This is a genomic window from Mesorhizobium sp. ESP6-5, assembly GCF_020164695.1.
GTDB lineage: Bacteria > Pseudomonadota > Alphaproteobacteria > Rhizobiales > Rhizobiaceae > Mesorhizobium > Mesorhizobium australicum.
Genome location: NZ_JAIUGR010000001.1, coordinates 423,318 through 444,845, shown reverse-complemented (window position 1 = coordinate 444,845; position 21,528 = coordinate 423,318). Strand labels below are relative to the sequence as shown.

The 21,528-nt window shown below is 63.1% G+C and carries 19 protein-coding genes and 1 pseudogene; 14 read left to right on the top strand and 6 right to left on the bottom strand.

Translation table 11 applies throughout. The features are described 5' to 3' along the window. The first annotated feature begins 9 nt into the window (after positions 1-9). Both LB524_RS02145 and LB524_RS02140 read left to right on the top strand, forming a co-directional pair. Positions 10-1,167, top strand: a complete 1,158-nt coding sequence (locus LB524_RS02145; RefSeq protein ID WP_015317136.1) for an ABC transporter permease — start codon at positions 10-12, stop codon at positions 1,165-1,167. 50 nt (positions 1,168-1,217) lie between these two features. After that, positions 1,218-3,539 (top strand): ABC transporter ATP-binding protein, encoded by a 2,322-nt coding sequence (locus LB524_RS02140; protein ID WP_015317137.1) that lies wholly within the window; start codon positions 1,218-1,220, stop codon positions 3,537-3,539. 13 nt (positions 3,540-3,552) lie between these two features. On the opposite strand, the gene LB524_RS02135 is transcribed toward LB524_RS02140, so the two are convergent. Beyond that, a complete protein-coding gene (locus LB524_RS02135) occupies positions 3,553-4,143 on the bottom strand; it encodes a transglycosylase SLT domain-containing protein (protein ID WP_224523407.1) in 591 nt (196 codons plus the stop codon). 216 nt (positions 4,144-4,359) lie between these two features. Here LB524_RS02135 and LB524_RS02130 point away from each other — a divergent pair, with 216 nt between their 5' ends. Together LB524_RS02130 and LB524_RS02125 are read left to right on the top strand one after the other, a co-directional pair. Next, positions 4,360-5,898, top strand: coding sequence for a trimethylamine methyltransferase family protein (locus LB524_RS02130; RefSeq protein ID WP_224523406.1), 1,539 nt, complete (start codon positions 4,360-4,362; stop codon positions 5,896-5,898). 66 nt (positions 5,899-5,964) lie between these two features. Beyond that, on the top strand, positions 5,965-8,406 hold the full coding sequence (locus LB524_RS02125) for an FAD-dependent oxidoreductase (RefSeq protein ID WP_224523404.1): 2,442 nt from the start codon (positions 5,965-5,967) through the stop codon (positions 8,404-8,406). A gap of 15 nt (positions 8,407-8,421) precedes the next feature. On the opposite strand, the gene LB524_RS02120 is transcribed toward LB524_RS02125, so the two are convergent. Next, positions 8,422-8,817: a DoxX family protein gene (locus LB524_RS02120; RefSeq protein ID WP_140665323.1), complete on the bottom strand. Its 396-nt coding sequence runs from the start codon at positions 8,815-8,817 to the stop codon at positions 8,422-8,424. 207 nt (positions 8,818-9,024) lie between these two features. On the opposite strand from LB524_RS02120, the gene LB524_RS02115 reads away from it, so the two are divergent. Then, positions 9,025-9,513, top strand: coding sequence for a hypothetical protein (locus LB524_RS02115; RefSeq protein ID WP_140726016.1), 489 nt, complete (start codon positions 9,025-9,027; stop codon positions 9,511-9,513). Positions 9,514-9,555: 42 nt separating this feature from the next. Here LB524_RS02115 and LB524_RS02110 read toward each other — a convergent pair whose 3' ends face one another. Continuing rightward, entirely contained in the window at positions 9,556-10,332 is a 777-nt protein-coding gene (locus LB524_RS02110; RefSeq protein ID WP_224523402.1) for a VOC family protein, read from the bottom strand. A 178-nt stretch (positions 10,333-10,510) separates the two neighbouring features. Here LB524_RS02110 and LB524_RS02105 point away from each other — a divergent pair, with 178 nt between their 5' ends. The 7 genes and pseudogenes from LB524_RS02105 (at position 10,511) to LB524_RS02075 (ending at position 16,447) form a co-directional block, all read left to right on the top strand. After that, positions 10,511-11,236 carry a gamma-glutamylcyclotransferase gene (locus LB524_RS02105; RefSeq protein ID WP_224523400.1) on the top strand — a complete coding sequence of 242 codons (726 nt, stop codon included), beginning with the start codon at positions 10,511-10,513 and terminating at the stop codon, positions 11,234-11,236. Positions 11,237-11,357: 121 nt separating this feature from the next. Then, on the top strand, positions 11,358-12,713 hold the full coding sequence (locus tag LB524_RS02100; protein ID WP_015317145.1) for an NAD(P)-dependent oxidoreductase: 1,356 nt from the start codon (positions 11,358-11,360) through the stop codon (positions 12,711-12,713). A gap of 5 nt (positions 12,714-12,718) precedes the next feature. After that, positions 12,719-13,561 (top strand): class I SAM-dependent methyltransferase, encoded by an 843-nt coding sequence (locus tag LB524_RS02095; RefSeq protein ID WP_140665315.1) that lies wholly within the window; start codon positions 12,719-12,721, stop codon positions 13,559-13,561. A gap of 12 nt (positions 13,562-13,573) precedes the next feature. Continuing rightward, complete coding sequence (preA, locus tag LB524_RS02090) at positions 13,574-14,887, top strand: NAD-dependent dihydropyrimidine dehydrogenase subunit PreA (protein WP_140615544.1); 1,314 nt, start codon at positions 13,574-13,576, stop codon at positions 14,885-14,887. A 105-nt stretch (positions 14,888-14,992) separates the two neighbouring features. Beyond that, on the top strand, positions 14,993-15,511 hold the full coding sequence (locus LB524_RS02085; RefSeq protein ID WP_224523398.1) for an RrF2 family transcriptional regulator: 519 nt from the start codon (positions 14,993-14,995) through the stop codon (positions 15,509-15,511). A gap of 33 nt (positions 15,512-15,544) precedes the next feature. After that, positions 15,545-16,003 carry a carboxymuconolactone decarboxylase family protein gene (locus tag LB524_RS02080; RefSeq protein ID WP_224523396.1) on the top strand — a complete coding sequence of 153 codons (459 nt, stop codon included), beginning with the start codon at positions 15,545-15,547 and terminating at the stop codon, positions 16,001-16,003. 68 nt (positions 16,004-16,071) lie between these two features. Beyond that, positions 16,072-16,447: pseudogene (locus tag LB524_RS02075) on the top strand (DoxX family protein). Between the two features lie 12 nt (positions 16,448-16,459). Here the strand turns inward: LB524_RS02075 and LB524_RS02070 are convergent. After that, entirely contained in the window at positions 16,460-17,182 is a 723-nt protein-coding gene (locus LB524_RS02070; RefSeq protein ID WP_224523394.1) for an SDR family oxidoreductase, read from the bottom strand. Next, positions 17,179-18,018: an SDR family NAD(P)-dependent oxidoreductase gene (locus tag LB524_RS02065; RefSeq protein ID WP_224523392.1), complete on the bottom strand. Its 840-nt coding sequence runs from the start codon at positions 18,016-18,018 to the stop codon at positions 17,179-17,181. The genes LB524_RS02070 and LB524_RS02065 overlap by 4 nt, the downstream gene beginning before the upstream one ends. A 103-nt stretch (positions 18,019-18,121) precedes the next feature. Here LB524_RS02065 and LB524_RS02060 point away from each other — a divergent pair, with 103 nt between their 5' ends. Next, entirely contained in the window at positions 18,122-19,003 is an 882-nt protein-coding gene (locus LB524_RS02060) for a helix-turn-helix transcriptional regulator (RefSeq protein WP_140714527.1), read from the top strand. Positions 19,004-19,253: 250 nt separating this feature from the next. Here the strand turns inward: LB524_RS02060 and LB524_RS02055 are convergent, their stop codons facing one another. Further along, positions 19,254-19,877: a TetR family transcriptional regulator C-terminal domain-containing protein gene (locus tag LB524_RS02055; protein WP_224523390.1), complete on the bottom strand. Its 624-nt coding sequence runs from the start codon at positions 19,875-19,877 to the stop codon at positions 19,254-19,256. Between the two features lie 254 nt (positions 19,878-20,131). On the opposite strand from LB524_RS02055, the gene LB524_RS02050 reads away from it, so the two are divergent. Then, entirely contained in the window at positions 20,132-21,460 is a 1,329-nt protein-coding gene (locus LB524_RS02050; protein ID WP_140822299.1) for an aspartate aminotransferase family protein, read from the top strand. Positions 21,461-21,528: the final 68 nt, after the last annotated feature.

The window sequence follows — 21,528 nt, the reverse complement described above, 5'->3', positions numbered from 1 at the left end:
AGAAGGCGCATGCAAGCTCAATATATCGGCGCCTCCACCATCATCCTCGAAGTGCTCTGGCGCTTCTGGCCGGTCTGGGCCGCGCTCGCCATCGTCATGGGTGCGAGCTTTCTCTACAAGAAGAAGCTGGCGCTCTACGGCCAGTTGTTCGACAGCGGCGTCGGCATAGCGGGCGTGTTCATCTGCCTGTTCTGGCTGTTCACGGCGATTTTCGCCTCGACCATCTCGCCTTTCGATCCGCTCGGCCAGATCCCGATCATGAAGGACACGCTGCCGGGCGCCATCGAACCGCAATCGGGGCTCGTCTACCTCTTCGGCGGCGACAAGCTCGCCCGCGACGTGTTCTCGCGCATGGTCTATGGCAGCCAGATCGTGCTGATCATCGCACCCGCCGCGACCGGTTTCGCGCTCATGGTCGGCATCACGCTTGGCCTGCCGGCCGGCTACTACGGCGGCAAGATCGATTCCATCCTGTCGTTCCTGGCCAACCTCGTGCTGGCCTTCCCGGTGATCCTCCTGTTCTACCTGCTGGTGACGCCGGGCATCATGGACACGCCGATCCCCTATGCGCTGGCCGGCGTCTTCTTCCTGTTTCCGATCATTTTCTTCAGCGTGCTGTTCTGGACACGCTACAAGAACCGGCCCGACCGGATTTACATCCTGCTCGGCCTGACACTGATCATAGGCGGCTGGATCTATCTCGGCCTCGTCTTCGACAGGGACCCGCTGCACATCGTCCACATCGATCCCAACCAGCTCAATATCTTCGTGGCGGTGGTGTTCGCCTCCAGCCCTGGCGTGTTCCGCATCGTGCGCGGCCTGGTGATGGACATCAAGACGCGCGACTATGTGGCGGCGGCGCAGACGCGCGGTGAATCGCCTTGGTACATCATGCTGTGGGAGATCCTGCCCAATGCGCGCGGGCCGCTGATTGTCGATGCCTGCCTGCGCATCGGCTACACCACCATACTGCTCGGCACGCTGGGTTACTTCGGCCTGGGCCTCGCGCCCGAGAGCCCGGACTGGGGTACGGCGATCAAGGATGCCAGCCGATTGCTGCGGTCCTTTATTCACCCGGCGCTGCCGCCGACGATCGCGTTGATGTCGTTCGTGCTGGGTCTCAACCTGCTCGCCGACTCACTGCGTGAGCAATCGATGAAGGATTGACGGCGGGGTCTCAGATCCCACTTGGCCAAGAATAAGGATTGGAGCGACCCATGAACGAGGCAGTTCGAAATCCGGCACAGCCGATCATCGAGATCGAGAACCTTTCGATCTCCTTCTTCACCCGCAAGGGCGAGATACCGGCCGTCATGGACTTTTCCTGCACGGTCATGCCGGGCGAGGCGATGGGCATCGTCGGCGAATCCGGTTGCGGCAAGTCGACCGTGTCGCTCGGCATCATGCGCGACCTCTCCAACATCGGAAAGATCGTTGGCGGCAAGATCAAGTTCCAGGGCAAGGACATGGGCGAGCTCTCCGACGAGGAGCTGCGCGCCATCCGCGGCAACAAGATCGCCATGATCTACCAGGAGCCGATGGCCAGCCTCAATCCGGCGATGAAGATCGGCCAGCAGCTGATGGAAGTGCCGTTGATCCACGACAAGGTGTCGACGAAAGAGGCCTACTCCAGGGCGCTCGAAATGGTGCGCTCGGTCAAGCTTCCCGATCCCGAGCGCATGATGCGCTCCTATCCGCACCAGCTTTCCGGCGGCCAGCAGCAGCGCATCGTTATCGCCATGGCGCTGCTGTCGAAGCCGGCGCTGCTTCTGCTCGACGAGCCGACGACGGCGCTCGACGTAACCGTGGAAGCGGGCATTGTCGATCTGGTCAAGGGGTTGGGCGAGAAGTTCGGCACCTCGATGATCTTCGTGTCGCACAATCTCGGCCTCATCCTGGAAACCTGCGACCGCATCACGGTGATGTATTCGGGCGAGGCAGTCGAGACCGGCAAGATCAAGGACGTCTTCGACCGGATGCGCCACCCCTATACGCAGGGGCTGTTCCGTTCGATCCCGCTGCCTGGCGCCGACAAGAACTCGCGGCCGCTGATCTCGATCCCGGGGCAATTGCCACTGCCGCACGAACGGCCCAAAGGCTGCAATTTCGGCCCGCGCTGCCACCATTTCGTCGAGGGCGTCTGCAACGCCGCCGAAATCCCGATGATCGAAGTCGCCGGACACGAGGGCCATTTCTCGCGCTGCGTGCGCTTCAACGAGATCGATTGGGAGGCATTGCCGCCCGGCGCCAAGAAGGTGAATGAGCGCGTCGTGCCCGGCGCGCCGGTACTCAAGATCGAGGACCTGCGGAAATACTACAAGGTCGGCGGCAGCGAGGTGTTCGGCTCGAGCGAAGGCCGCGTCGTCAAGGCCAACGAGACGATATCGTTCATGGCACGCGAATCCGAGACCGTGGCCATCGTCGGCGAATCCGGCTGCGGTAAGTCGACGCTTGCCAAGGTACTGCTCGGACTGGAAACCGCCAGCTCCGGCAGCGTCACGCTCGGCAACAAGGAAATCCAGTCGACCGGCATCGAGAAGCGCAGCGTCGACACCGTGTCGTCGATCCAGATGGTGTTCCAGAACCCGTTCGACACGCTGAACCCCAGCCATTCGGTCGGGTCGCAGATCATCCGGACGCTGGAAAAATTCAACGTCGGCAAGACCGTTGCCGACCGGCGCAAGCGCATGCTGGAACTGCTCGACCTGGTGAAACTGCCGCGGGCGTTCGAAACCCGCAAGCCGCGCCAGCTTTCCGGCGGCCAGAAGCAGCGTATCGGCGTGGCGCGAGCCTTCGCCGGCGACGCCAAGGTGGTGGTGGCCGACGAGCCGGTTTCGGCGCTCGATGTCTCGGTGCAGGCGGCGGTGACGGAACTGCTGATGGACATCCAGCGCAAGAACAAGACGACGATGCTGTTCATCAGCCACGATCTCTCGGTCGTGCGCTACATCGCTGACCGCGTCGTCGTCATGTATCTCGGCTATATCGTCGAGCAAGGCACGACAGACCAGATCTTCGCGCCGCCCTATCACCCCTATACCGAGGCGCTGCTCTCGGCGATCCCGATTGCAGACACCAGCGTGGTCAAGAAGCACATCGTGCTGGAAGGTGACATCCCCTCGGCGATGAACCCGCCGTCCGGCTGTCCGTTCCAGACACGTTGTGGCTACAAGAAGCTGGTGCCTGACAATCTGTGCGAGACCAAGGTGCCGCCGGTCAAGAATCTCGGCGATGGCCATATGAGCCTGTGCTGGCTCTCCGACGACGTGCTCAAGACCATGGAGCCGGTGATCAAGTTCGACAGGGAACATGCTGCCCATGAAGGCGTGCCTGACGACGCGCCGCATGGCGAAGGTCCGGGCTTTGCCGGCGAACCGCCGAAGCGGCCACATGGCAAGGTAGCGGGTGCTGAGGCCGACGCGATCGGGGAGGCCGCCGAGGAGGCGGACGCCGTTTCGCGGGCCCGTCGCCACGAAGTCCGCGACGAGGTGTCGGAAACCGGTGATTCAAAACCGAAGGACACGACAAAGCCGCATTAGCGCGGACAGGACATCAGCTCCCGCATTGCTGCAGCTGAACAGCATAGTCGCGGGCCATCTTGTCGGTGGCCCGTGCGTAGCCCTGGACGCCGGCATCGCCACGATTGCCGCGGCCATAGGCGGTCCAGCCTAGGTAATAGGCGAGGTAGAGGTTGTAGGTGTCGTTGCGCGCGACGCCGTATGTGTCGGCTGTCTTGGAATGATACCAGCCGACGAAGTCGACGGCGTCGGCGAATCTCGTGCGCCGCGCCGCCCAGTTGCCGGTTTCGCGCTGATATTGCGACCAGGTGCCGTCCAGCGCCTGCGAGAAGCCGGTGGCCGAGGAGACATGTTTCCACGGAATGAAGCCGAGCAGTTTGGTGCGCGGCGGCCGGGCGTTGCTCTTGAAGCCGGATTCCTTGCGCACCGTTGCCATCAGCACCGGCACCGGCACGCCGTATTTCTGTGAAGCGCGCTCGGCACCCGACTGCCAATTGTCGAACCAGCCATCGTTCTGGTCGAAGACGGCGCAGACATTGTTGATGTGACTGGGTGCCGTCGCGCAGGCCGAAAGTGCCAGCAGCACGCCAACCGCTACAATTTTACTAAAACTCGACCTATGCATTGGATGAGCAATAGGCCGAAATCATAAAGGGAATCTTGCTGCCGCTGTTAACGCCTCGTCGGCACGGTCAGGTGAGAAAATGCCATAGCTGTATTCCGACGCCAATTGTCGCCTTTTATAAAGTCGTGCTGAGCATATGCCGCCTTGGCTAAAATCACGCCCGTAAACGGCGCATTTCTGACAGCTTGCGCGGTTTACCGAAGCTTTGATGCCGGCATGACCGAACCAAGACGCAAGCGCGGCGCCGAGCGTACCAGCAACCGGGGGCCAGCGCCCATCGCACAGCTGCGGCCCAGGCGGGTGATCAATCCCTATCCGCCGATGGCCTTGCTGTCACCAGACCAGATCGAGGCGATCCATCAGGCGTCGATGCACATATTGGAGAATTTCGGCATCGAGGTGATGAGCCCGCGTGCGCTGTCGCTGTTCGAGAAGGCCGGCGCCAAGGTCGATCACGCCTCGGCCAATGTGCGCGTCGATCGCGGCATGATCGACGCGGCGCTGAAGACAACGCGGTCCGGCTATACGCTGACCCCACGCAATCCAGCCAACACAATCCATCTCGGCGGCAACACCATCAATTTCACGCTGGTTGCGGGTCCTCCCAATGTGCATGACATGGAGCGGGGCCGCCGTGCCGGCAATCTGCGCGACTATGCTGATCTGACCAGGCTGGCGCAGCATTTCAACTGCGTCCACATGCTTGGCAACCAGGTCTGCGCACCGGTCGAACTGCCGGCCAACTCACGCCATCTCGATACGTACTTCACCAATCTGACGCTGACCGACAAGAGTTTTCATGTCTCGGCGATCGGCCGGGGCAGGGCGCTGGACGGCATCGAGATGATGGCGATCGCGCGTGGGATGACGCTGGATCAGATGGCTGATGATCCCGGCATTGCCACCATCATCTCTGTCAACTCGCCGCGTCGCTTCGACGAGATGATGGCCGAGGGGCTGATGACCATGGCCGAGTACGGGCAGTCGGTGGCGGTGACACCGTTCACGTTGATGGGGGCGATGAGCCCGGTGACGCTGGCCGGGGCGCTGGCGCAGCAGAATGCCGAGGCGCTGTTCGGCGTGGTGCTGACGCAGCTGGTGCGGCCAGGCGCGCCCGTGATGTACGGCGCCTTCACCTCCAATGTCGACATGAAGTCGGGCGCGCCGGCCTTCGGCACGCCTGAAAACACCAAGGCCAACATTGCTTCGGGTCAATTGGCGCGCCGCTATGGCCTGCCATACCGGACGACGCCCGGTTCGGCTTCCAACGTCGCCGACGCGCAAGGCGCCTATGAGACCCTGATGGCGTTGTGGGGCGCGGTGCTTGGCCATGGCAATCTCGTCTACCACGCCGCCGGCTGGCAGGAGGGCGGGCTGACGGCTTCGTTCGAGAAATTCATCATCGACGTCGAGGTGATCCAGCACATGATGGAGTTTTTGCGCCCGATCGTGGTCGATGAGGCCGAACTTGCCGTCGAGGCGCTGGGCGCGGTGCCGACCGGCGGCCATTTCTTCGGCGAGCCGCACACGCTGGAGCGCTACGCCACCGCCTTCTACCAGCCGATGCTCTCCAACTGGCAGAATTACGAGGCCTGGCAGGAGGCCGGCGGCCTCGACGCGACCGCGCGCGCGACGCGGCTGTGGAAGAAGGCGCTGGAGGATTATGTCGAGCCGGTGATGGACATCGCCGTGCGCGAAGCGCTCGAGGCCTATGTGGCCAAGCGCAAGGAAGCGATCGGACAGGGCGAGCCGTGATGCGCCACGAACGTCCCGTTTTGAATCATCCCACCCATCCAACTAACTGACATCAGAGAAGAAACCATGAAATCGCATGCAAAGGTCGTGGTCATCGGCGGTGGCGTCGTCGGATGTTCGGTGCTGTTCCATCTCGCCCGTCATGGGTGGACCGACGTCGTGCTGCTGGAGCGCGACGAGCTGACTTCAGGCTCGACCTGGCACGCGGCTGGCGGCATGCACACGATCAATGGCGATCCCAACGTCGCCAAGCTGCAGAAATACACCATCAACCTCTACAAGGAGATCGAGGAGCTGTCGGGCCAGGCAACCGGCGTCCACCTGACCGGCGGCGTGCTTCTTGCGGCCACCGAGGCGCGGCTCGACTGGCTGCGCGGGATGGTCGCCAAGGGCCGTTATCTCGGCATCGAGCTGGAGGAAATCTCCCCGAAAGAGGCGGCCGAACTGATGCCGCTGCTCGATCCCAAGCAGTTCGTCGGCGCCGTCCGCAACAAGGAGGACGGCCACCTCGATCCCTCCGGTGTCACCCACGCCTATGCCAAGGCGGCACGAAAACTCGGCGCCGAGGTGGAGCGCTTCACCAAGGTCGAGGATATCGTGCGCCGTCCCGACGGGCTGTGGCGCGTCATCACCAACAAGGGCGAGGTGGTGGCCGAGCATGTCGTCAATGCCGGCGGCCTGTGGGCGCGCGAGGTCGGCCGCATGGTTGGGCTCGAACTGCCAGTACTGGCGATGGAGCACATGTACCTGATCACCGAGGACATGCCGGAGGTTGCCGCCTGGAACCAGAAAACCGGCACCGAAATCATCCATGCGGTCGATTTCGACGGCGAACTCTATCTGCGCCAGGAACGCGGCGGCATGCTGATGGGCACCTATGAGAAAGCCAACAAACCATGGTCAGAATACCAGACGCCGTGGAATTTCGGCCATGAATTGCTGGCGCCGGATATCGACCGCATCGCGCCGTCGCTCGAGGTCGGTTTCCGGCATTTCCCGGCTTTCCAGAACACCGGCATCAAGCAGATCATCAATGGGCCCTTCACTTTCGCGCCCGACGGCAACCCGCTGGTCGGGCCGGTGCGCGGCCTGCCGGGCTTCTGGGTCGCCTGCGGCGTCATGGCCGGCTTCAGCCAGGGCGGTGGCGTTGGTCTGGCGCTATCCAACTGGATGATCGAGGGCGATCCCGGCGCCGACATCTGGGCGATGGATGTTGCGCGCTACGGCGACTGGGCGACGATGGCCTACACCAACGCCAAGGTGCGCGAAAACTATTCCCGGCGTTTTTCGATCCGCTTCCCCAACGAGGAACTGCCGGCCGGGCGGCCGCTAAAGACGACGCCCGTCTATGACTTGTTGTCGGCCAAGGGTGCGCAGTGGGGCGTCGCCTACGGGCTGGAAGTGCCGCTCTGGTACGCGCCGGAAGGCGTCAAGGACGAGTTCTCATGGCGGCGCTCGAGCGACTTCAGCCATGTCGCGGCCGAAGTCGCGACGGTTCGCGCAGGCGTCGGCCTGTCGGAGATATCGAGCTTCGCCAAATACAAGGTGACGGGCGAGGGGGCCGCGGCCTGGCTCGACCGGATGCTCGCCTGCAAGCTGCCGAAGCCCGGCCGGATGGCGCTCGCCCCGATGCTGAAGGATGACGGCAGGCTGATCGGCGATTTCACGCTGGCCAATCTCAGCCCCCAAGGTCGGGAAGAAGGGGGCTGGTTCCTGGCCGGCTCCGGCATTGCCGAGCAATATCACATGCGCTGGTTCGAGCAGCATCTGCCCGATGATGGCTCGGTCCATATCGAAGCGCTGGGACAAAAGCTTACCGGCCTGTCGATTGCCGGCCCAAAGGCCAGGGACGTGCTGGCGAAAGCCACGCGCTACGACATCTCGAACGTGGCATTTCCCTTCATGGCCGTCGGCAAGATGGATGTCGGCATGGCGCCGTGCCTGGTCGGCCGCGTCAGCTACACCGGCGATCTCGGCTACGAGATCTGGGTGGCGCCGGAATATCAGCGTGCCGCCTATCAGGCGCTGATGGCGGCGGGGGCGGAATTCGGCATCGGTCTGTTCGGCTCGCGCGCGCTCAACGCGCTGCGGCTGGAGAAGAACTACGGCTCATGGGGGCGCGAATACCGGCCGATCTATGGGCCGCTGGAAGCCGGCATCGATCGTTTCGTCGCCTACGGCAAGGACGCAGATTTCATCGGCAAGGCGGCGGCTCTGGCCGAGCGCAAACAGGGCGGCAAGTTGCGGCTGCGCGCCTTCATCGTCGATGCCGACGATGCCGATGTCATCGGCGACGAACCGATCTGGTTCGGTGGCGCGGTGCGCGGCTGGGTGACGTCGGGCGGCTATGCCCATCATTCGAAGAAGTCGGTCGCTGTCGGCTATGTGCCGAAGGAGATCGCAGAGGAGAGCGACGGCTTCGAAATCGAATTGCTGGGCAAACGGCATGCGGCGCGCATTCAGGCGGCGCCGCTGTTCGATGCGAATTTCGAACGGATGCGGGGGTGACCCCCCCGCATGGGATCATGCGCCGCGGCGGTTGTCGAGCGCGAAGGCGCCGGCGCCGGCAAAGACCAGATAGAGGAAGATGAAGCAGAACGAGATCGCCGAATCGCCGCTGTTGTTGACGGGGAAGAAGTCGCGCGGCATGTGAGCCATGAAATAGGCAATCGCCATTTCGCCGGCCAGAAGGAATGCGACCGGGCGGGTGAAAAGGCCCAGCGCCAGCAGAATGCCACCGGCGAATTCGAGGATGCCCGCTGCTAGCGGCAGTCCGCTCAACGCGGTGGCTGCGTGGTCGCTGGCGGGGAAATTGAACAGTTTCTGCGTGCCGTGCTCGATGAACTGCAGCGCGGTCATGATGCGCAGAACGCCAAGCGCCTGCGGCTGGTATCTGGCAAGGCCATCGAAAAGCTTCATCCAAAACTCCGTTTGGCTTCTCGGACCGGCCATAGGTTATTGCCCGGCAGTGGATCATTCACATCTCATGGCCAGCCATCAACAATTGGTGATTGGAAATGTTCCCCGCCTTTCATATGGTTCTCGTAAAGGTTGCATTTTTGTGTGTTTGGTTGTATTGGTTGTAGGCGTCGATTTGGATGCTCTTCACATGTGGGTCCCCTTGTCATGAAAAAAGTCGCCATCAGCCTGTTCGCAATCCTTGTGAGTACCAGTTTAGCCATGGCCGAGGACGCCGGCTGCGAGGCCTTCAGATGGCCGGTGACGCGCGAACAGGCGCTGTTTGCAACGGCACCCTCAACGCCGTCCGGAGCGACACTGGCAGTAGGGGCGGCCGCGGATCTGGCGCTGGTGCCGGCCGAGAAGGCCGGCTTTGCGGTGCCGCCCGAACGCGCACCTGCGGAAGGCACGTTCGGTGCCGTCGCCAGTGTGGCGGTGCCGCCGGAGGGGACCATCCAGATCAGCCTGTCGGGCGAGGCCTGGGTCGATGTCATCCAGGACGGCAAAGCCGTGAAATCGTCCGGCTATAGCGGCGTCAAGACCTGCCCTGGCATCCGCAAAAGCGTGCGCTTCAAACTCGCGGCCGGCCAGGCCACCGTCCAGTTCAGCGGTGCCAGGAAAGAGACCCTCAAGGTCGCGGTGCTGGCACCGGAATAAGTCGACGCCAGCAAGCGTGATATCAGCGGTTGACGCGGGCGCTTATCGCACCGGCGCCATCAAAGCGAAGTGCGCGCCTTGCGGATCCTGGCATTGCACGACCCAGCTGCCTCCGGGGACCTCCATCGGTCCCATCAGGATCTTGCCGCCATTGTCGGTGACGCGTTTTGCGGCCGCGTCGATGCCGGTCACGTTAAAATAGAACTGCCAGACCGGCACCGGAATCTGCTCGGGCTTGTTCATGATGCCACCGCCGGATTCGGGGCCGGCGGTAAAGGTCTGGTAAGTGCCCATCGGCCCCATGTCGAATTCGCCGGCATTGGCCCAGCCGAACTGGCTGGAATAGAAGTCAAACGCGGCCTTCCAGTCGCTCGTATAAAGCTCATGCCAGCCGATATGGCCCGGCGTGCTGGCCGGCACGACGGGCTGGTCGGGGCCGTTCGGCTGCAGGAGCATGAAGGTCGCGCCTTGCGGATCGGCCACGACGGCAAAGCGGCCGACGCCTGGAATGTCGTCGGGCTGGCGGTGAACGGCGCCCCCCGCCTTTTCCAGCGACGCTGTTGCCGCGTCGACATCCCTGGTGTGGATGTAGCCCAGCCAGGCGGGCGGCATGCCCATCTTGGCGGCATCCTGAGGCATCGTCATCAGGCCGCCGACGCCACGCTCGCCGGCATTCATGACGACATAGCGCGGCATGCCTGGAGCCTTATCGAAGGGCTCGGCCTTCCAGCCCACCACGGCGGGGTAGAAAGCCTCGGCGGCGTCGAGGTCTGATGTCATCAGTTCGTACCAGAAGAAGGGCATCGGGGATTGTGGCATGGTCGGTCTCCTCACCTTTGTGCGCCGATCGTCGTTCGATCCATCCTAGGGCGATCTTGACGACGGAAATCCGACATCTGGGCTGGAAATCGGGAACGGCAAGGCGCACCCTCTTGGCAATCTTGCGTGTCTTGCGATTTTCGCCTTTGCTTGGCCTCGAGGAGGAGGTCGTCGTTCCATGCGGCAGATGTCACTTACAGCCGAGCTTGTCGCACTGTGCCATCGCGACGAGGCCGATCCCGGGCCCAGCGGCGGCTGGACGCAACTGAGCGACGAGGATTTCCGGGTCCTTTCCGCGCGGCTCGCCGATGAAGCAGATGCGGGGCCGCTATGGGTGTTCGCCTATGGCTCGCTGATCTGGAAGCCGGCTTTCGAGTCCGTCGAACGCCAGCGTGCCACCGCCCATGGCTGGCACCGCTCGTTCTGCATCGACATGGTTCGCTGGCGCGGCAGCGTCGCGCAGCCTGGGCTGATGATGGCCCTCGAACGCGGCGGGCGGTGCGATGGTGTGATCTACCGTTTGCCGGAAGGGGAGAAGACTGCTCAGATCGAAAGGCTGTTGCGGCGCGAGATCGACGATCATGAGAGCGTCGCTTCGGTCAGGTGGGTCCCGGTGCGTACGGCGCAAGGGCATCTGCGGGCGCTGGGTTTCTGGGTCGGGGTGACGGGCAGGGGCACTTCGCTCGGGCAGCCGCTGGAGACAGTGGCACGGGTGCTGGCGCGCGCCTGCGGCCATGTCGGCTCCGGGGCGGAATATCTTTACAACACGGTCAGCCACCTCGAGGAATTCGGCATTCGCGACCGCAATCTTTGGACGTTGCAGCAATTGGTCGCCGACGAGATCAGGTCTATCCACGGCAACGGCAGGGGTGGCGGCCTTATCCCAGTGTCACCGTCATCATAACATGAATACAGTTATCATATTTTCTTCCAGTCTTTTCAACGATTTGCGCCAAAAATTGACCAATTGATAAAAAAATAAAACGTGCTAGCCTTCCCCAAAACGAAAACATGGGGAACTGAGAATGCCAGAAGGCCAGTTCAAAGAGGGTATTGTCGGCGGCCGACTTCTGCCCGACCAATACGCGGATAATTTTTCCGACCTGCATCCCCCGCTCGATCATCACGAGGCGCTGGTCGAATCCGATCGCTGCTATTTCTGCTACGACGCGCCGTGCATGAACGCATGCCCGACCTCGATCGACATTCCGCTGTTCATCCGCCAGATCTCGACCGGCAACCCGATCGGCTCGGCCAAGACCATCTTCGACCAGAACATTTTGGGCGGCATGTGCGCCCGCGTCTGCCCCACCGAGACGCTGTGCGAGGAGGTTTGCGTGCGCGAGGTTGCGGAAGGCAAGCCGGTCCAGATCGGCCGTCTGCAGCGCTACGCCACCGATGTCGCGATGAGCGAGAGCAGGCAGTTTTATCCGCGTGCCGAGCCGACAGGAAAGACCGTAGCCGTCGTCGGCGCCGGCCCGGCCGGTCTTGCCGCGGCGCACCGGCTCGCCCGCCATGGCCATGACGTGACCATCCTGGAGGCGCGCCCGAAGGCGGGCGGCCTCAACGAATATGGCATCGCCGCCTACAAGAGCGTCGACAACTTTGCCCAGGCCGAGGTCGACTATGTCACCGCGATCGGCGGCATCGACATCCAGAATGGCAAGGCGCTCGGCCGCGATTACCAGCTCTCCGACCTGATCCGCAATTACGACGCCGTTTTCCTTGGCATGGGGCTTGGCGGTGTCAACGCGCTGCGCGCCGATGGCGAGGATGCCGCCGGCGTCACCAACGCGGTCGAATTCATTGCCGAACTGCGCCAGGCCAGCGACCTCTCCGGATTGCCGGTCGGCCGCCGCGTCGTCGTCATCGGCGGCGGCATGACGGCGATCGACGCCGCCGTGCAGTCGAAGCTGCTTGGCGCCGAGGAGGTGACGATCTGCTACCGGCGCGGCCAGGAGCATATGAACGCCTCCGAATTCGAACAGGACCTGGCCGCCGCCAATGGCGTCACCATCCGTCACTGGCTGCAGCCGAAGCGGGTGATTGCCGAAGGCGGCAAGGTCAGTGCCATCGAACTCGAATACACGGCACTCGACGGCGACCGGCTTGCCGGCACCGGCGAGACGCTGACGCTGGTTGCCGACCAGGTGTTCAAGGCCATCGGCCAGAGTTTCGTGCCGGCTGCACTCAACGGCAGCGGGGCGTCGATCGATCTCGAAGCCGGCCGTATCAAGGTCGACGCGGAAGGGCGCACATCGCTGGCCAAGGTCTGGGCCGGCGGCGACTGCATTTTTGGTGGCGACGACCTGACCGTTTCGGCTGTGGCGCAAGGCCGCGACGCGGCGGAAAGCATCCACAGGAGCCTGACCCAGGGATAAGGACCATGGCCACGGTGGAACCGGGCATTGCCCGTCACTACGAGATTTCAGGCCTGGAGGAGCGGATTCTTGCCGCGCTTGCCGACACCGGCGTGGAAATTGACCATCTGAGCGCTGACGATCTCGCAGCGGTCGACGAATTCCACATTGGCGGCGTGGCCGCCACCAGGGAACTCATCGACCAGATGGGGCTGAAGCCTGGAGCCCGGCTTCTCGACATCGGTTCAGGCATCGGCGGCCCGGCCCGTTTTGCCGCGAACAATGCCGGCGCCGATGTCACCGGCATCGACCTGACCCAAAGCTATGTCGATATCGCGACCAGCCTGTCGAAACGGGTGGGAATGGCCGGCAAGACGCGCTTCGTGCAAGGCAGCGCGCTGGACATGCCGTTCGCCAAGGCCAGCTTCGATGCGGCAATGATCCTGCATGTCGGCATGAACCTTCCCGACAAGGCCAAGCTGATGAGCGAGGCCGCCCGCGTGCTGAAGCCCGGCGGTGTCTTTGCCGTCTATGACGTGATGCGGCTCAAGGATGGAGCACTGACCTATCCGCTGCCATGGGCCTCCGACGCGACCATGTCGTTCGTCGCCACGCCTGCTGATTATCGAGCCGCCGCCACCGTCTGCGGCTTTTCAGTAATCGCCGAGCGCCCGCGCGGCGCTTTCGCCATCGAATTCTTCGCCACCATGCGTGCCCGCATGGCCGCCGCGCAGGCCGAGGGCAAAAAGCCGCCGCCCGGCGTCGGCCTGATCATGGGCGAGGATGCCCGCACCAAGATCGCTAATCTCACCGCCGCGCTTGAAGGCGGCAGTCTTGCACCCGTGGAAATGCTCCTTCGTCTCCGTTGAAAGGGACCTGTCATGGCTGACATCAGAAACAATTTCGTCGGCATCAAATCGCCCAATCCGTTCTGGCTGGCCTCGGCACCGCCGACCGACAAGGCCTACAACGTCATCCGCGCTTTCAAGGCAGGTTGGGGCGGTGTGGTCTGGAAGACATTGGGCGAAGAGGGGCCGCCGGTGGTCAACGTCAACGGCCCGCGCTATGGTGCGATCTGGGGTGCCGACCGGCGCCTGCTCGGCCTCAACAACATCGAACTGATCACCGACCGCGATTTGCAGACCAATCTGCGCGAGATGAAGCAGGTCAAGATGGATTGGCCCGACCGTGCGCTGATCGCCTCGATCATGGTGCCCTGCGTCGAGGAGAGCTGGAAATCGATCCTGCCGCTGGTCGAGGAGACCGGCGCCGACGGCATCGAGCTCAATTTCGGTTGTCCGCACGGCATGTCGGAACGCGGCATGGGCGCGGCCGTCGGCCAGGTGCCGGAATATATCGAAATGGTGGTGCGCTGGTGCAAGCAATATACGCGCATGCCCGTCATCACCAAGCTGACGCCCAACATCGCCGATATCCGCAAGCCGGCGCGGGCAGCGCATGCCGGCGGCACCGACGCGGTGTCGCTGATCAACACCATCAATTCGATCACCGGCGTCGACCTCGACAGTTTCGCGCCGATGCCGACCATCGATGGCAAGGGTTCGCATGGCGGCTATTGCGGCCCGGCGGTGAAGCCGATCGCCATGAACATGGTGGCCGAGATCGCCCGCGATCCCGAAACCCGCGGCCTGCCGATCTCCGGCATTGGCGGCATCACCACGTGGCGGGACGCCGCCGAATTCATGGCGCTAGGCGCCGGCAATGTGCAGGTCTGCACGGCGGCGATGACCTACGGCTTCAAGATCGTGCAGGAGATGATCGCCGGCCTCGAAAACTGGATGGACGAGAAGGGCCACCGCTCGCTCGACGACATTATCGGCCGCGCCACGCCCAACGTCACCGACTGGCAGTATCTCAACCTCAACTATGTCGCCAAGGCGCATATCGACCAGGATGCCTGCATCAAATGCGGCCGCTGCCACATCGCCTGCGAGGACACCTCGCACCAGGCGATCACCAGCATGGTCAACGGCGTCAGGCATTTCGAGGTGATCGAGGCCGAATGCGTCGGCTGCAATCTGTGCGTCAATGTCTGCCCGGTGGACAATTGCATCACCATGGAGCCGCTTGCGGCCGGCGCGTTGGACCAGCGCACCGGCAGACCTGTGTCGCCGGTCTATGCCAACTGGACCACGCACCCGAACAACCCGATGGCCAAGGTGGCGGCGGAGTAGGGGCAACCTTCAAAAGCGGCGTCTGCGGACGTCGCTTTTTCATTTTCCTATTGCAGATAAATATTATCCAGGATATTCTGTGTCTATGAATTGGAGACTAGCATTATGAAGCTGGGCGAGGGTGTTGAGGCGGCCATCCACTGCGCGGCGACACTGGCGAGCGTCGACGGCAACAGTACCATGCCGGGCGCGGCGCTGGCGGAATCCTTTGGCCTGTCGCCGAGCTATTTGCTGAAGCACCTCAACATGCTGACGGCGTCCGGCATTCTGGAATCGGTGCCGGGCCCGGCCGGCGGCTACCGGCTGGCGCGGGCTGCCGAACGCATCACGCTGCTCAACATCGTGCTGGCCATCGAAGGGCGCGAGCCGGCTTTTCGCTGCGGCGAGATCCGCCGCAACGGTCCGGTCAAGCTCGATGCCTCTGCTTATGTCAAACCTTGCGGCATCAATGCCGCGATGCTGAAGGCGGAGCGCGCCTACCGGGCAGCGCTCGCCGAGGTGAAGTTGTCCGATATCGTGGCGGATTACGCCGCGGAAGGCGATCCCAGATCGTTTGCCGCGAGCTGCGCCTTTGTCGAGCGCCATCAACGGCGGCAGAAACCCAGTTCAACCAACCAAGCCTAAATTAACCTCCCCAAGGATGCGAAAGGAAAGACGATGAAACAGAGGCTGCAGTTCTTCGCCAAGGCGCCCGAGATCATGAAGGCTGTGTCGGCACTCAACAAGGCGGTCGACGAATGTGGACTGGAGGTGAGCCTGCTGCACCTGGTCAAGCTCAGGGCCTCGCAGATCAATGGCTGTTCCTTCTGCGTCGAGATGCACAGCCGCGAAGCCAGGCGCGACGGCGAGACCGAGCAGCGGCTCTATCTCGTCGCCGCCTGGAAGGAATCGCCGCTGTTCTCCGAGCGCGAACGCGCCGGACTGGCCTGGACCGAGGCGGTGACGCTGGTCGCCAACGATGGCGTGCCGGACGAACTCTATGCGCGCACGCTGGAGCATTTCTCGGAAGAGGAACTGGTCAAGCTCTCCGTCGCGATCGGCATGATCAACACATGGAACCGACTTTGCATTCCGTTCCACGCCATCCATCCGATGCCGGCCGCCAAGGCGGCCTGACAGTCCGGACATCTGTTGGGGCGCCGCCGGGGAAAGGCGGCCCCCTACTGTTTCAAAGGGGGAGTTCAATGCCTGTCGATTTGCCTTCGACCTTGCTGTTTCTCGGTCGCCTGCTGCTCGGCGGTGCCTTTGTCTTCGCCGGCCTGCGCAACATCCAGAACGCGGATTTCCTAACCGGATTGATGGCCGCGCGTGGCGTGCCCCAGGCCCGGCTGGCGTTGTGGGCGGGCATTGTCGCGCAGATCATCGCGGGAGTGCTGGTGATGGTCGGCCTCTGGACCGCGATTGCCTGCGTGGTGCTGGTGCTGTTCCTGATCGTGGCGACGCCGATGTTCCACAATTTCTGGGATCATCAGGTCCGGAGCGTGCATCCCGCATCAATGGCTTCGTCGGCAATGTCGCACTGAGCGGAGGTTTTTGTCGCTGATCGCGCAGTCGCTTTAACTCTCCAACGTTTTACGCCGCGAACCGTAGGCCGCCGTCGCAGGTCAGCACCTGGCCGGTCATGAAGCCGTTGGAGACGAGGAAGGCTATCGCCGAGGCGACGTCCTCGGCGCGGCCGATGCGGCCGACCGGCGTTTTCCCCGCATAGTCGGCAAAGACCGCCTGCCGCTGCTCTGCGGGCAAAAAGTCCCACCATGGCGTGTCGATGACACCCGGCGCCACGACGTTGACGCGCAGCGGCTTCAGCTCGATGGCCAGGATCGGCGCCACGGTCAGGAGCATGCCATTGATGGCGCCGATGCCGGCGACGCCCGGCGTGGCGAGCTGGGCCGATACCGCCGAGATGAAGGTGACCGACCCCGATTTGTTCAGCGTCGGCAAGGCGGCCTGCAGGCAGGAGAGTTGCGGCCGCACCTTCTCGTCGACGCCCCCGGCGATATCGGTGAGGTCGAGGGTTTCGAACGGACCGAGGCCCTTGCCGCCGCTCGCCGCCAGAACGAGGTGGTCGAACGAGCCGAGGCGCTCGAAAAATTGGCGGACTTCATCCGGTTTCGAAGCGTCGAAGGCCGCCTTGTCGGCCGCTCCGCCAAGGCTTTTCCAGGCGCTGATGAGCTTGTCCTGGTTGCGCCCGGTGATCGTGACCTTCATGCCCGGGCCGAGCAGTTTGCGCGCCGTCGCCAGGCCGATGCCGGATGAGCCGCCGATGATCACCGTGTGTTCGGTTCTGTTGGTCATGAATGCTGTTCCTTCGTTTTAGGGAAAGCCAGCCCGACGAGGTCGAGGCTCAGGCTTCGCAATTGTTGTCTTGCCTTGGCATCGTAAGCCTGGGCGTCGGCGCGGGATTCGCGCAGGCCGTCGAAATAGAGGCCGCTGCGCCCTTCCAGCGCGGGCGAGGTGGCGAGATTCAAGATAGCCTCGGCGCCGGTCTCGACCGAACTCCATGGCGTGACGCCCGCCTGGCGGACCATGGTGGTGTTCATGTAGCTCGCCGGATGCAGCGCGTTGACGGTGACGCCGCTGCCTTCCAACTGCCCGGCCAGATCGACGGTGAACAGAATCTGCGCCAGCTTGCTCTGGCAATAGGCGCGCACGCCGCTGTAGCCGCGGGTCAGCATGACGTCGTCGAAATCGATCGCCTGCTGGCCGGCGGACGCGACGTTGACGATGCGTGCCGGCGCGCTCGCCTTCAGCAGCGGCAGAAGCTCCGAAGTCAGCAGGAAGCCGGCGAGATAATTGACGGCAAAGCGCAACTCGTGGCCATCGGCGCTTGTCTGTCGTTTGTCGCCAGCGGTGCCGACGCCGGCGTTGTTGATGAGGATGTCGAGGCGGCTCGTGCTGGCGCGAACGGCTTCGGCGAGGCGTCGTACCTCCGCCAGCGAAGCGAGATCGGCCGCGAAAAATTCGGCCTTGCCGCCGGCCGCTTCGATGGCGGCGATAGTGGCGTCGCCGCGTGTGGAATCGCGGCCATGCACCAGCACCCGTGCGCCGGCGGCACCCAGCCTTTGCGCCAGCACGCGGCCGACGCCGTCGGTCGAGCCGGTGATGAGGATGGTCTTGTCTTTCAATTCCATGTTCAGAGCCTCCTGTTGTTGCTCTGAACGCAAGATGGGGCGCTTCGCCCATGTCAAACAGTTCAAACTTTATCCTGGTATCAATACTGCTATAATAGCCGGTATGAACGCTCCCGTTGCCTCCACCCGATCAGCCGACGAGAGCCGCCGGCGCGAACTCGGCGCCTTCCTGCGGTCGCGCCGGGAAAGGCTGGCGCCATCGGCCACCGGCATCGCGACAGGTCCGCGACGGCGCACGCCGGGTCTGCGGCGGGAGGAAGTGGCGATGATCGCCGGTGTCGGCACCACCTGGTACACCTGGCTTGAGCAGGGCAGGGACGTGCGGCCCTCGGTGGAAGTGCTGGCGGCGCTCTGCGAGGCTTTGCGCCTCGACGCCGTCGAGAAGCGGCATCTGTTCATCCTGGCCGGCCGCCAGCAGCCGGAGCGTCGTGTGGCGGCGCCTGAAAAGGTCGACGCTACGCTGTTGCACATGCTGCAAAGCCTGGTGCTGCAGCCCGCCTATGTCGTCGGCCGCCGCTGGGACGTTCTTGCCTGGAACGACGCGGCCGTGGCGGTGTTCGGCGACTATGGCTTGCTCGAGGGCGATAGCAGAAACATCGTCCACATGGTGTTCACCAACCCGCACCATCGCCGCCTGCTGGTCGACTGGGAAGAACTTGCCCGCGTGGTGCTTGCTTCGTTTCGTGCCGAAAGCGCCAAATATGTCGGCGATCCGGATTTCGAACGGCTGATCGCGCTGATGATGAGTTCAAGTCCCGAGTTCAGTGACTGGTGGCCCCGGCGCGACGTGGCGCGCAGGCTGACTGGCGTGAAGCATGTCCGGCATCCCACAGTGGGCCTGATGGCCTTCGAGCATATGAGCCTGTCGATCGACGACGGCTCGGACATGCGGCTGATCGTCTACACGCCGCTCGCCGAGCAGAACTCGATCTCCAAACTTCAAAGATTGCTGGAGGCGATGCCGGCCGAACGGCGCAGCGCGTGAAGTTATCTGCCGGCGCGCTCTCAACTTCGTCATCCACGGGCGGAGCGGAAGCGAAGCGGACGCGCAGACCCGAGGATCCATGCCGTTACCTTGACAGTATAGGGCAGCGGAGCAGAATTCTGGACCGTAGCGGTGCTCATGTGTCGCGGCATGGATTCTAGGGTCTGCGCCGCGTCGCTTCGCTCCTTGCTTCGCCCTAGAATGACGAAGCCAATGTGCGCTTCGGCCAATCTAGACATGATTTCGCCTGTTACCCTTTTGGCCTCAGCCCATCGAGGAACAATTGCTCCAGGAAGCGGGCAGCGTCCTCGAAGCGGCCGTCGCCGCCACGGTTCGGCCCCAGCACGGCGCGGACCTGGACATCGAAATCGGCGTAATGCTGCGTCGTCGCCCAGATCGAGAAGATCAGGTGCCAGGGATCGGTCCGGGCGATCTTGCCGGCGCGCATCCAGCCCTTGATGACGGCGGCTTTCTCGTCGACCAGCGTCTTCAACTCGCCCGCCAGCAGCGGCATGATGCGCGGCGCGCCTTGCAGGATCTCGTTGGCGAACAGGCGGCTCTCGCGCGGAAAGTCGCGCGCCATTTCCAGCTTGCGCCTGATGTAACTCCTGAGTTCAGTCATCGGATCGCCGATGTCGTCGAGTTCCCGCAGCGGCGCCAGCCAGGTTTCGAGCAGCCGTTCCATCAATGTCTCGTGAATGTCTTCCTTGCGGCGGAAATAGTAGAGCAGGTTCGGCTTCGACATGCCGGCGGCTTCGGCGATCTGGTCGATGGTCGAACCGCGGAAGCCGTTGGTGGAAAACACTTCGAGCGCGGCCTCCAGGATCAGTTCGCGCTTTTCCTGCTGGATGCGGGTGCGGCGAGGGGCTTGCATGCTCGCGGTCACCGTTGCGGACCCTCGTATTGCCAAATCTCGCATTCAAGGTCATCTGGACCAATTCTCTGGACCAGTTTTTCCCTAAGCTGTGGAACGCACTTCAGGAGCCGCATTTCCGCTAGTAATCCATTGACCGCCGACATGGCGGTGCTAAACGTTTGTCCAATCGGTCAAAATTTGCGTAGCATGAAAGCGCGGCAAAGACCAAGCGTTGGACGCAGCGAAACAGGTTACAAGGGGAAGTCTTGGTCATGTCCAACCGGCTGAAAGTCACGCCGAACGATCTCAGCGCATTCTGGATGCCGTTCACGGCAAACCGGCAGTTCAAGCAGGCGCCGCGCATGTTCGTGTCCGCCAAGGACATGCATTACACGACCAGCGATGGCCGCAAGGTATTGGACGGCACCGCCGGCCTGTGGTGCGTCAACGCCGGCCATTGCCGCCCCAAGATCACCGAGGCGATCCAGCACCAGGCCGCCGAGCTGGATTATGCACCCGCCTTCCAGATGGGCCATCCGATCGTGTTCGAGCTCGCGAACCGCCTGGTCGACCTCGCGCCCAAGGGCATGGACCATGTCTTCTTCACCAATTCCGGTTCGGAATCGGTGGAAACGGCGCTGAAGATGGCGATCGCCTATCATCGCGTGAAGGGCGAGGGGTCGCGCACCCGCCTCATCGGCCGCGAGCGCGGTTATCACGGCGTCAATTTCGGCGGCATCTCGGTCGGCGGCATCGTCACCAACCGCAAGATGTTCGGCACGTTGCTGGGCGGCGTCGACCACATGCCGCACACGCATCTGCCGGAGAAGAACGCCTTCTCCAAAGGCGTGCCGGAGTATGGCGCGGAGCTCGCCAACGAGCTTGAGCGTATCGTCGCCCTGCATGACGCCTCGACCATCGCCGCCGTCATCGTCGAGCCGGTCGCGGGTTCCACGGGCGTCATTCTGCCGCCGAAGGGCTATCTCGAGAAGCTGCGCGAAATCTGCACCAAGCACGGCATCCTGTTGATCTTCGACGAGGTCATCACCGGTTTCGGCCGTCTCGGTGCGCCGTTCGCGGCCGACTATTTCGGCGTCACGCCCGACATCATGACCACCGCCAAGGGCGTCTCCAACGGCGTCATCCCGATGGGCGCGGTGTTCGTGAAGAAGGAAATCCACGACGCCTTCATGACCGGCCCCGAGCACATGATCGAGTTCTTCCACGGCTACACCTATTCGGGCAACCCGATCGCCTGTGCGGCTGCACTCGGCACGCTCGACACCTACAAGGAAGAGGGCCTGCTGACGCGCGGCGAGGAACTGGCGCCTTACTGGGAAGATGCACTGCATTCGCTGAAGGGCGAACCGCATGTCATCGACATCAGGAACATCGGCCTGATCGGTGCGATCGAACTGGCGCCGATCGCCGGCAGTCCGACCAAGCGGGCCTTCTCGGCCTTCGTCAAGGCGTTCGAGCGCGGCGCGCTGATCCGCACCACCGGCGACATCATCGCACTGTCGCCGCCGCTGATCATCACCAAGGGCCAGATCAACGAACTGATCGATCATGTGCGTGAAGTGCTTAGGATGATCGATTGAAGAACTGGGCGCCGATATCCCTCCCCCTCGAGGGGGAGGGGGACGCCCCGCAATTGATGAGGTTTTGA

Excerpts from the sequence above, each read along its gene's own strand:
- LB524_RS02145 (WP_015317136.1), top strand. The coding sequence starts at position 10 with ATGCAAGCTCAATATATCGGCGCCTCCACCATCATCCTCGAAGTGCTC.
- LB524_RS02140 (WP_015317137.1), top strand. The coding sequence starts at position 1,218 with ATGAACGAGGCAGTTCGAAATCCGGCACAGCCGATCATCGAGATCGAG.
- LB524_RS02135 (WP_224523407.1), bottom strand. The coding sequence starts at position 4,143 with ATGCATAGGTCGAGTTTTAGTAAAATTGTAGCGGTTGGCGTGCTGCTG.
- LB524_RS02130 (WP_224523406.1), top strand. The coding sequence starts at position 4,360 with ATGACCGAACCAAGACGCAAGCGCGGCGCCGAGCGTACCAGCAACCGG.
- LB524_RS02125 (WP_224523404.1), top strand. The coding sequence starts at position 5,965 with ATGAAATCGCATGCAAAGGTCGTGGTCATCGGCGGTGGCGTCGTCGGA.
- LB524_RS02120 (WP_140665323.1), bottom strand. The coding sequence starts at position 8,817 with ATGAAGCTTTTCGATGGCCTTGCCAGATACCAGCCGCAGGCGCTTGGC.
- LB524_RS02115 (WP_140726016.1), top strand. The coding sequence starts at position 9,025 with ATGAAAAAAGTCGCCATCAGCCTGTTCGCAATCCTTGTGAGTACCAGT.
- LB524_RS02110 (WP_224523402.1), bottom strand. The coding sequence starts at position 10,332 with ATGCCACAATCCCCGATGCCCTTCTTCTGGTACGAACTGATGACATCA.
- LB524_RS02105 (WP_224523400.1), top strand. The coding sequence starts at position 10,511 with ATGCGGCAGATGTCACTTACAGCCGAGCTTGTCGCACTGTGCCATCGC.
- LB524_RS02100 (WP_015317145.1), top strand. The coding sequence starts at position 11,358 with ATGCCAGAAGGCCAGTTCAAAGAGGGTATTGTCGGCGGCCGACTTCTG.
- LB524_RS02095 (WP_140665315.1), top strand. The coding sequence starts at position 12,719 with ATGGCCACGGTGGAACCGGGCATTGCCCGTCACTACGAGATTTCAGGC.
- preA (WP_140615544.1), top strand. The coding sequence starts at position 13,574 with ATGGCTGACATCAGAAACAATTTCGTCGGCATCAAATCGCCCAATCCG.
- LB524_RS02085 (WP_224523398.1), top strand. The coding sequence starts at position 14,993 with ATGAAGCTGGGCGAGGGTGTTGAGGCGGCCATCCACTGCGCGGCGACA.
- LB524_RS02080 (WP_224523396.1), top strand. The coding sequence starts at position 15,545 with ATGAAACAGAGGCTGCAGTTCTTCGCCAAGGCGCCCGAGATCATGAAG.
- LB524_RS02070 (WP_224523394.1), bottom strand. The coding sequence starts at position 17,182 with ATGACCAACAGAACCGAACACACGGTGATCATCGGCGGCTCATCCGGC.
- LB524_RS02065 (WP_224523392.1), bottom strand. The coding sequence starts at position 18,018 with ATGGAATTGAAAGACAAGACCATCCTCATCACCGGCTCGACCGACGGC.
- LB524_RS02060 (WP_140714527.1), top strand. The coding sequence starts at position 18,122 with ATGAACGCTCCCGTTGCCTCCACCCGATCAGCCGACGAGAGCCGCCGG.
- LB524_RS02055 (WP_224523390.1), bottom strand. The coding sequence starts at position 19,877 with ATGCAAGCCCCTCGCCGCACCCGCATCCAGCAGGAAAAGCGCGAACTG.
- LB524_RS02050 (WP_140822299.1), top strand. The coding sequence starts at position 20,132 with ATGTCCAACCGGCTGAAAGTCACGCCGAACGATCTCAGCGCATTCTGG.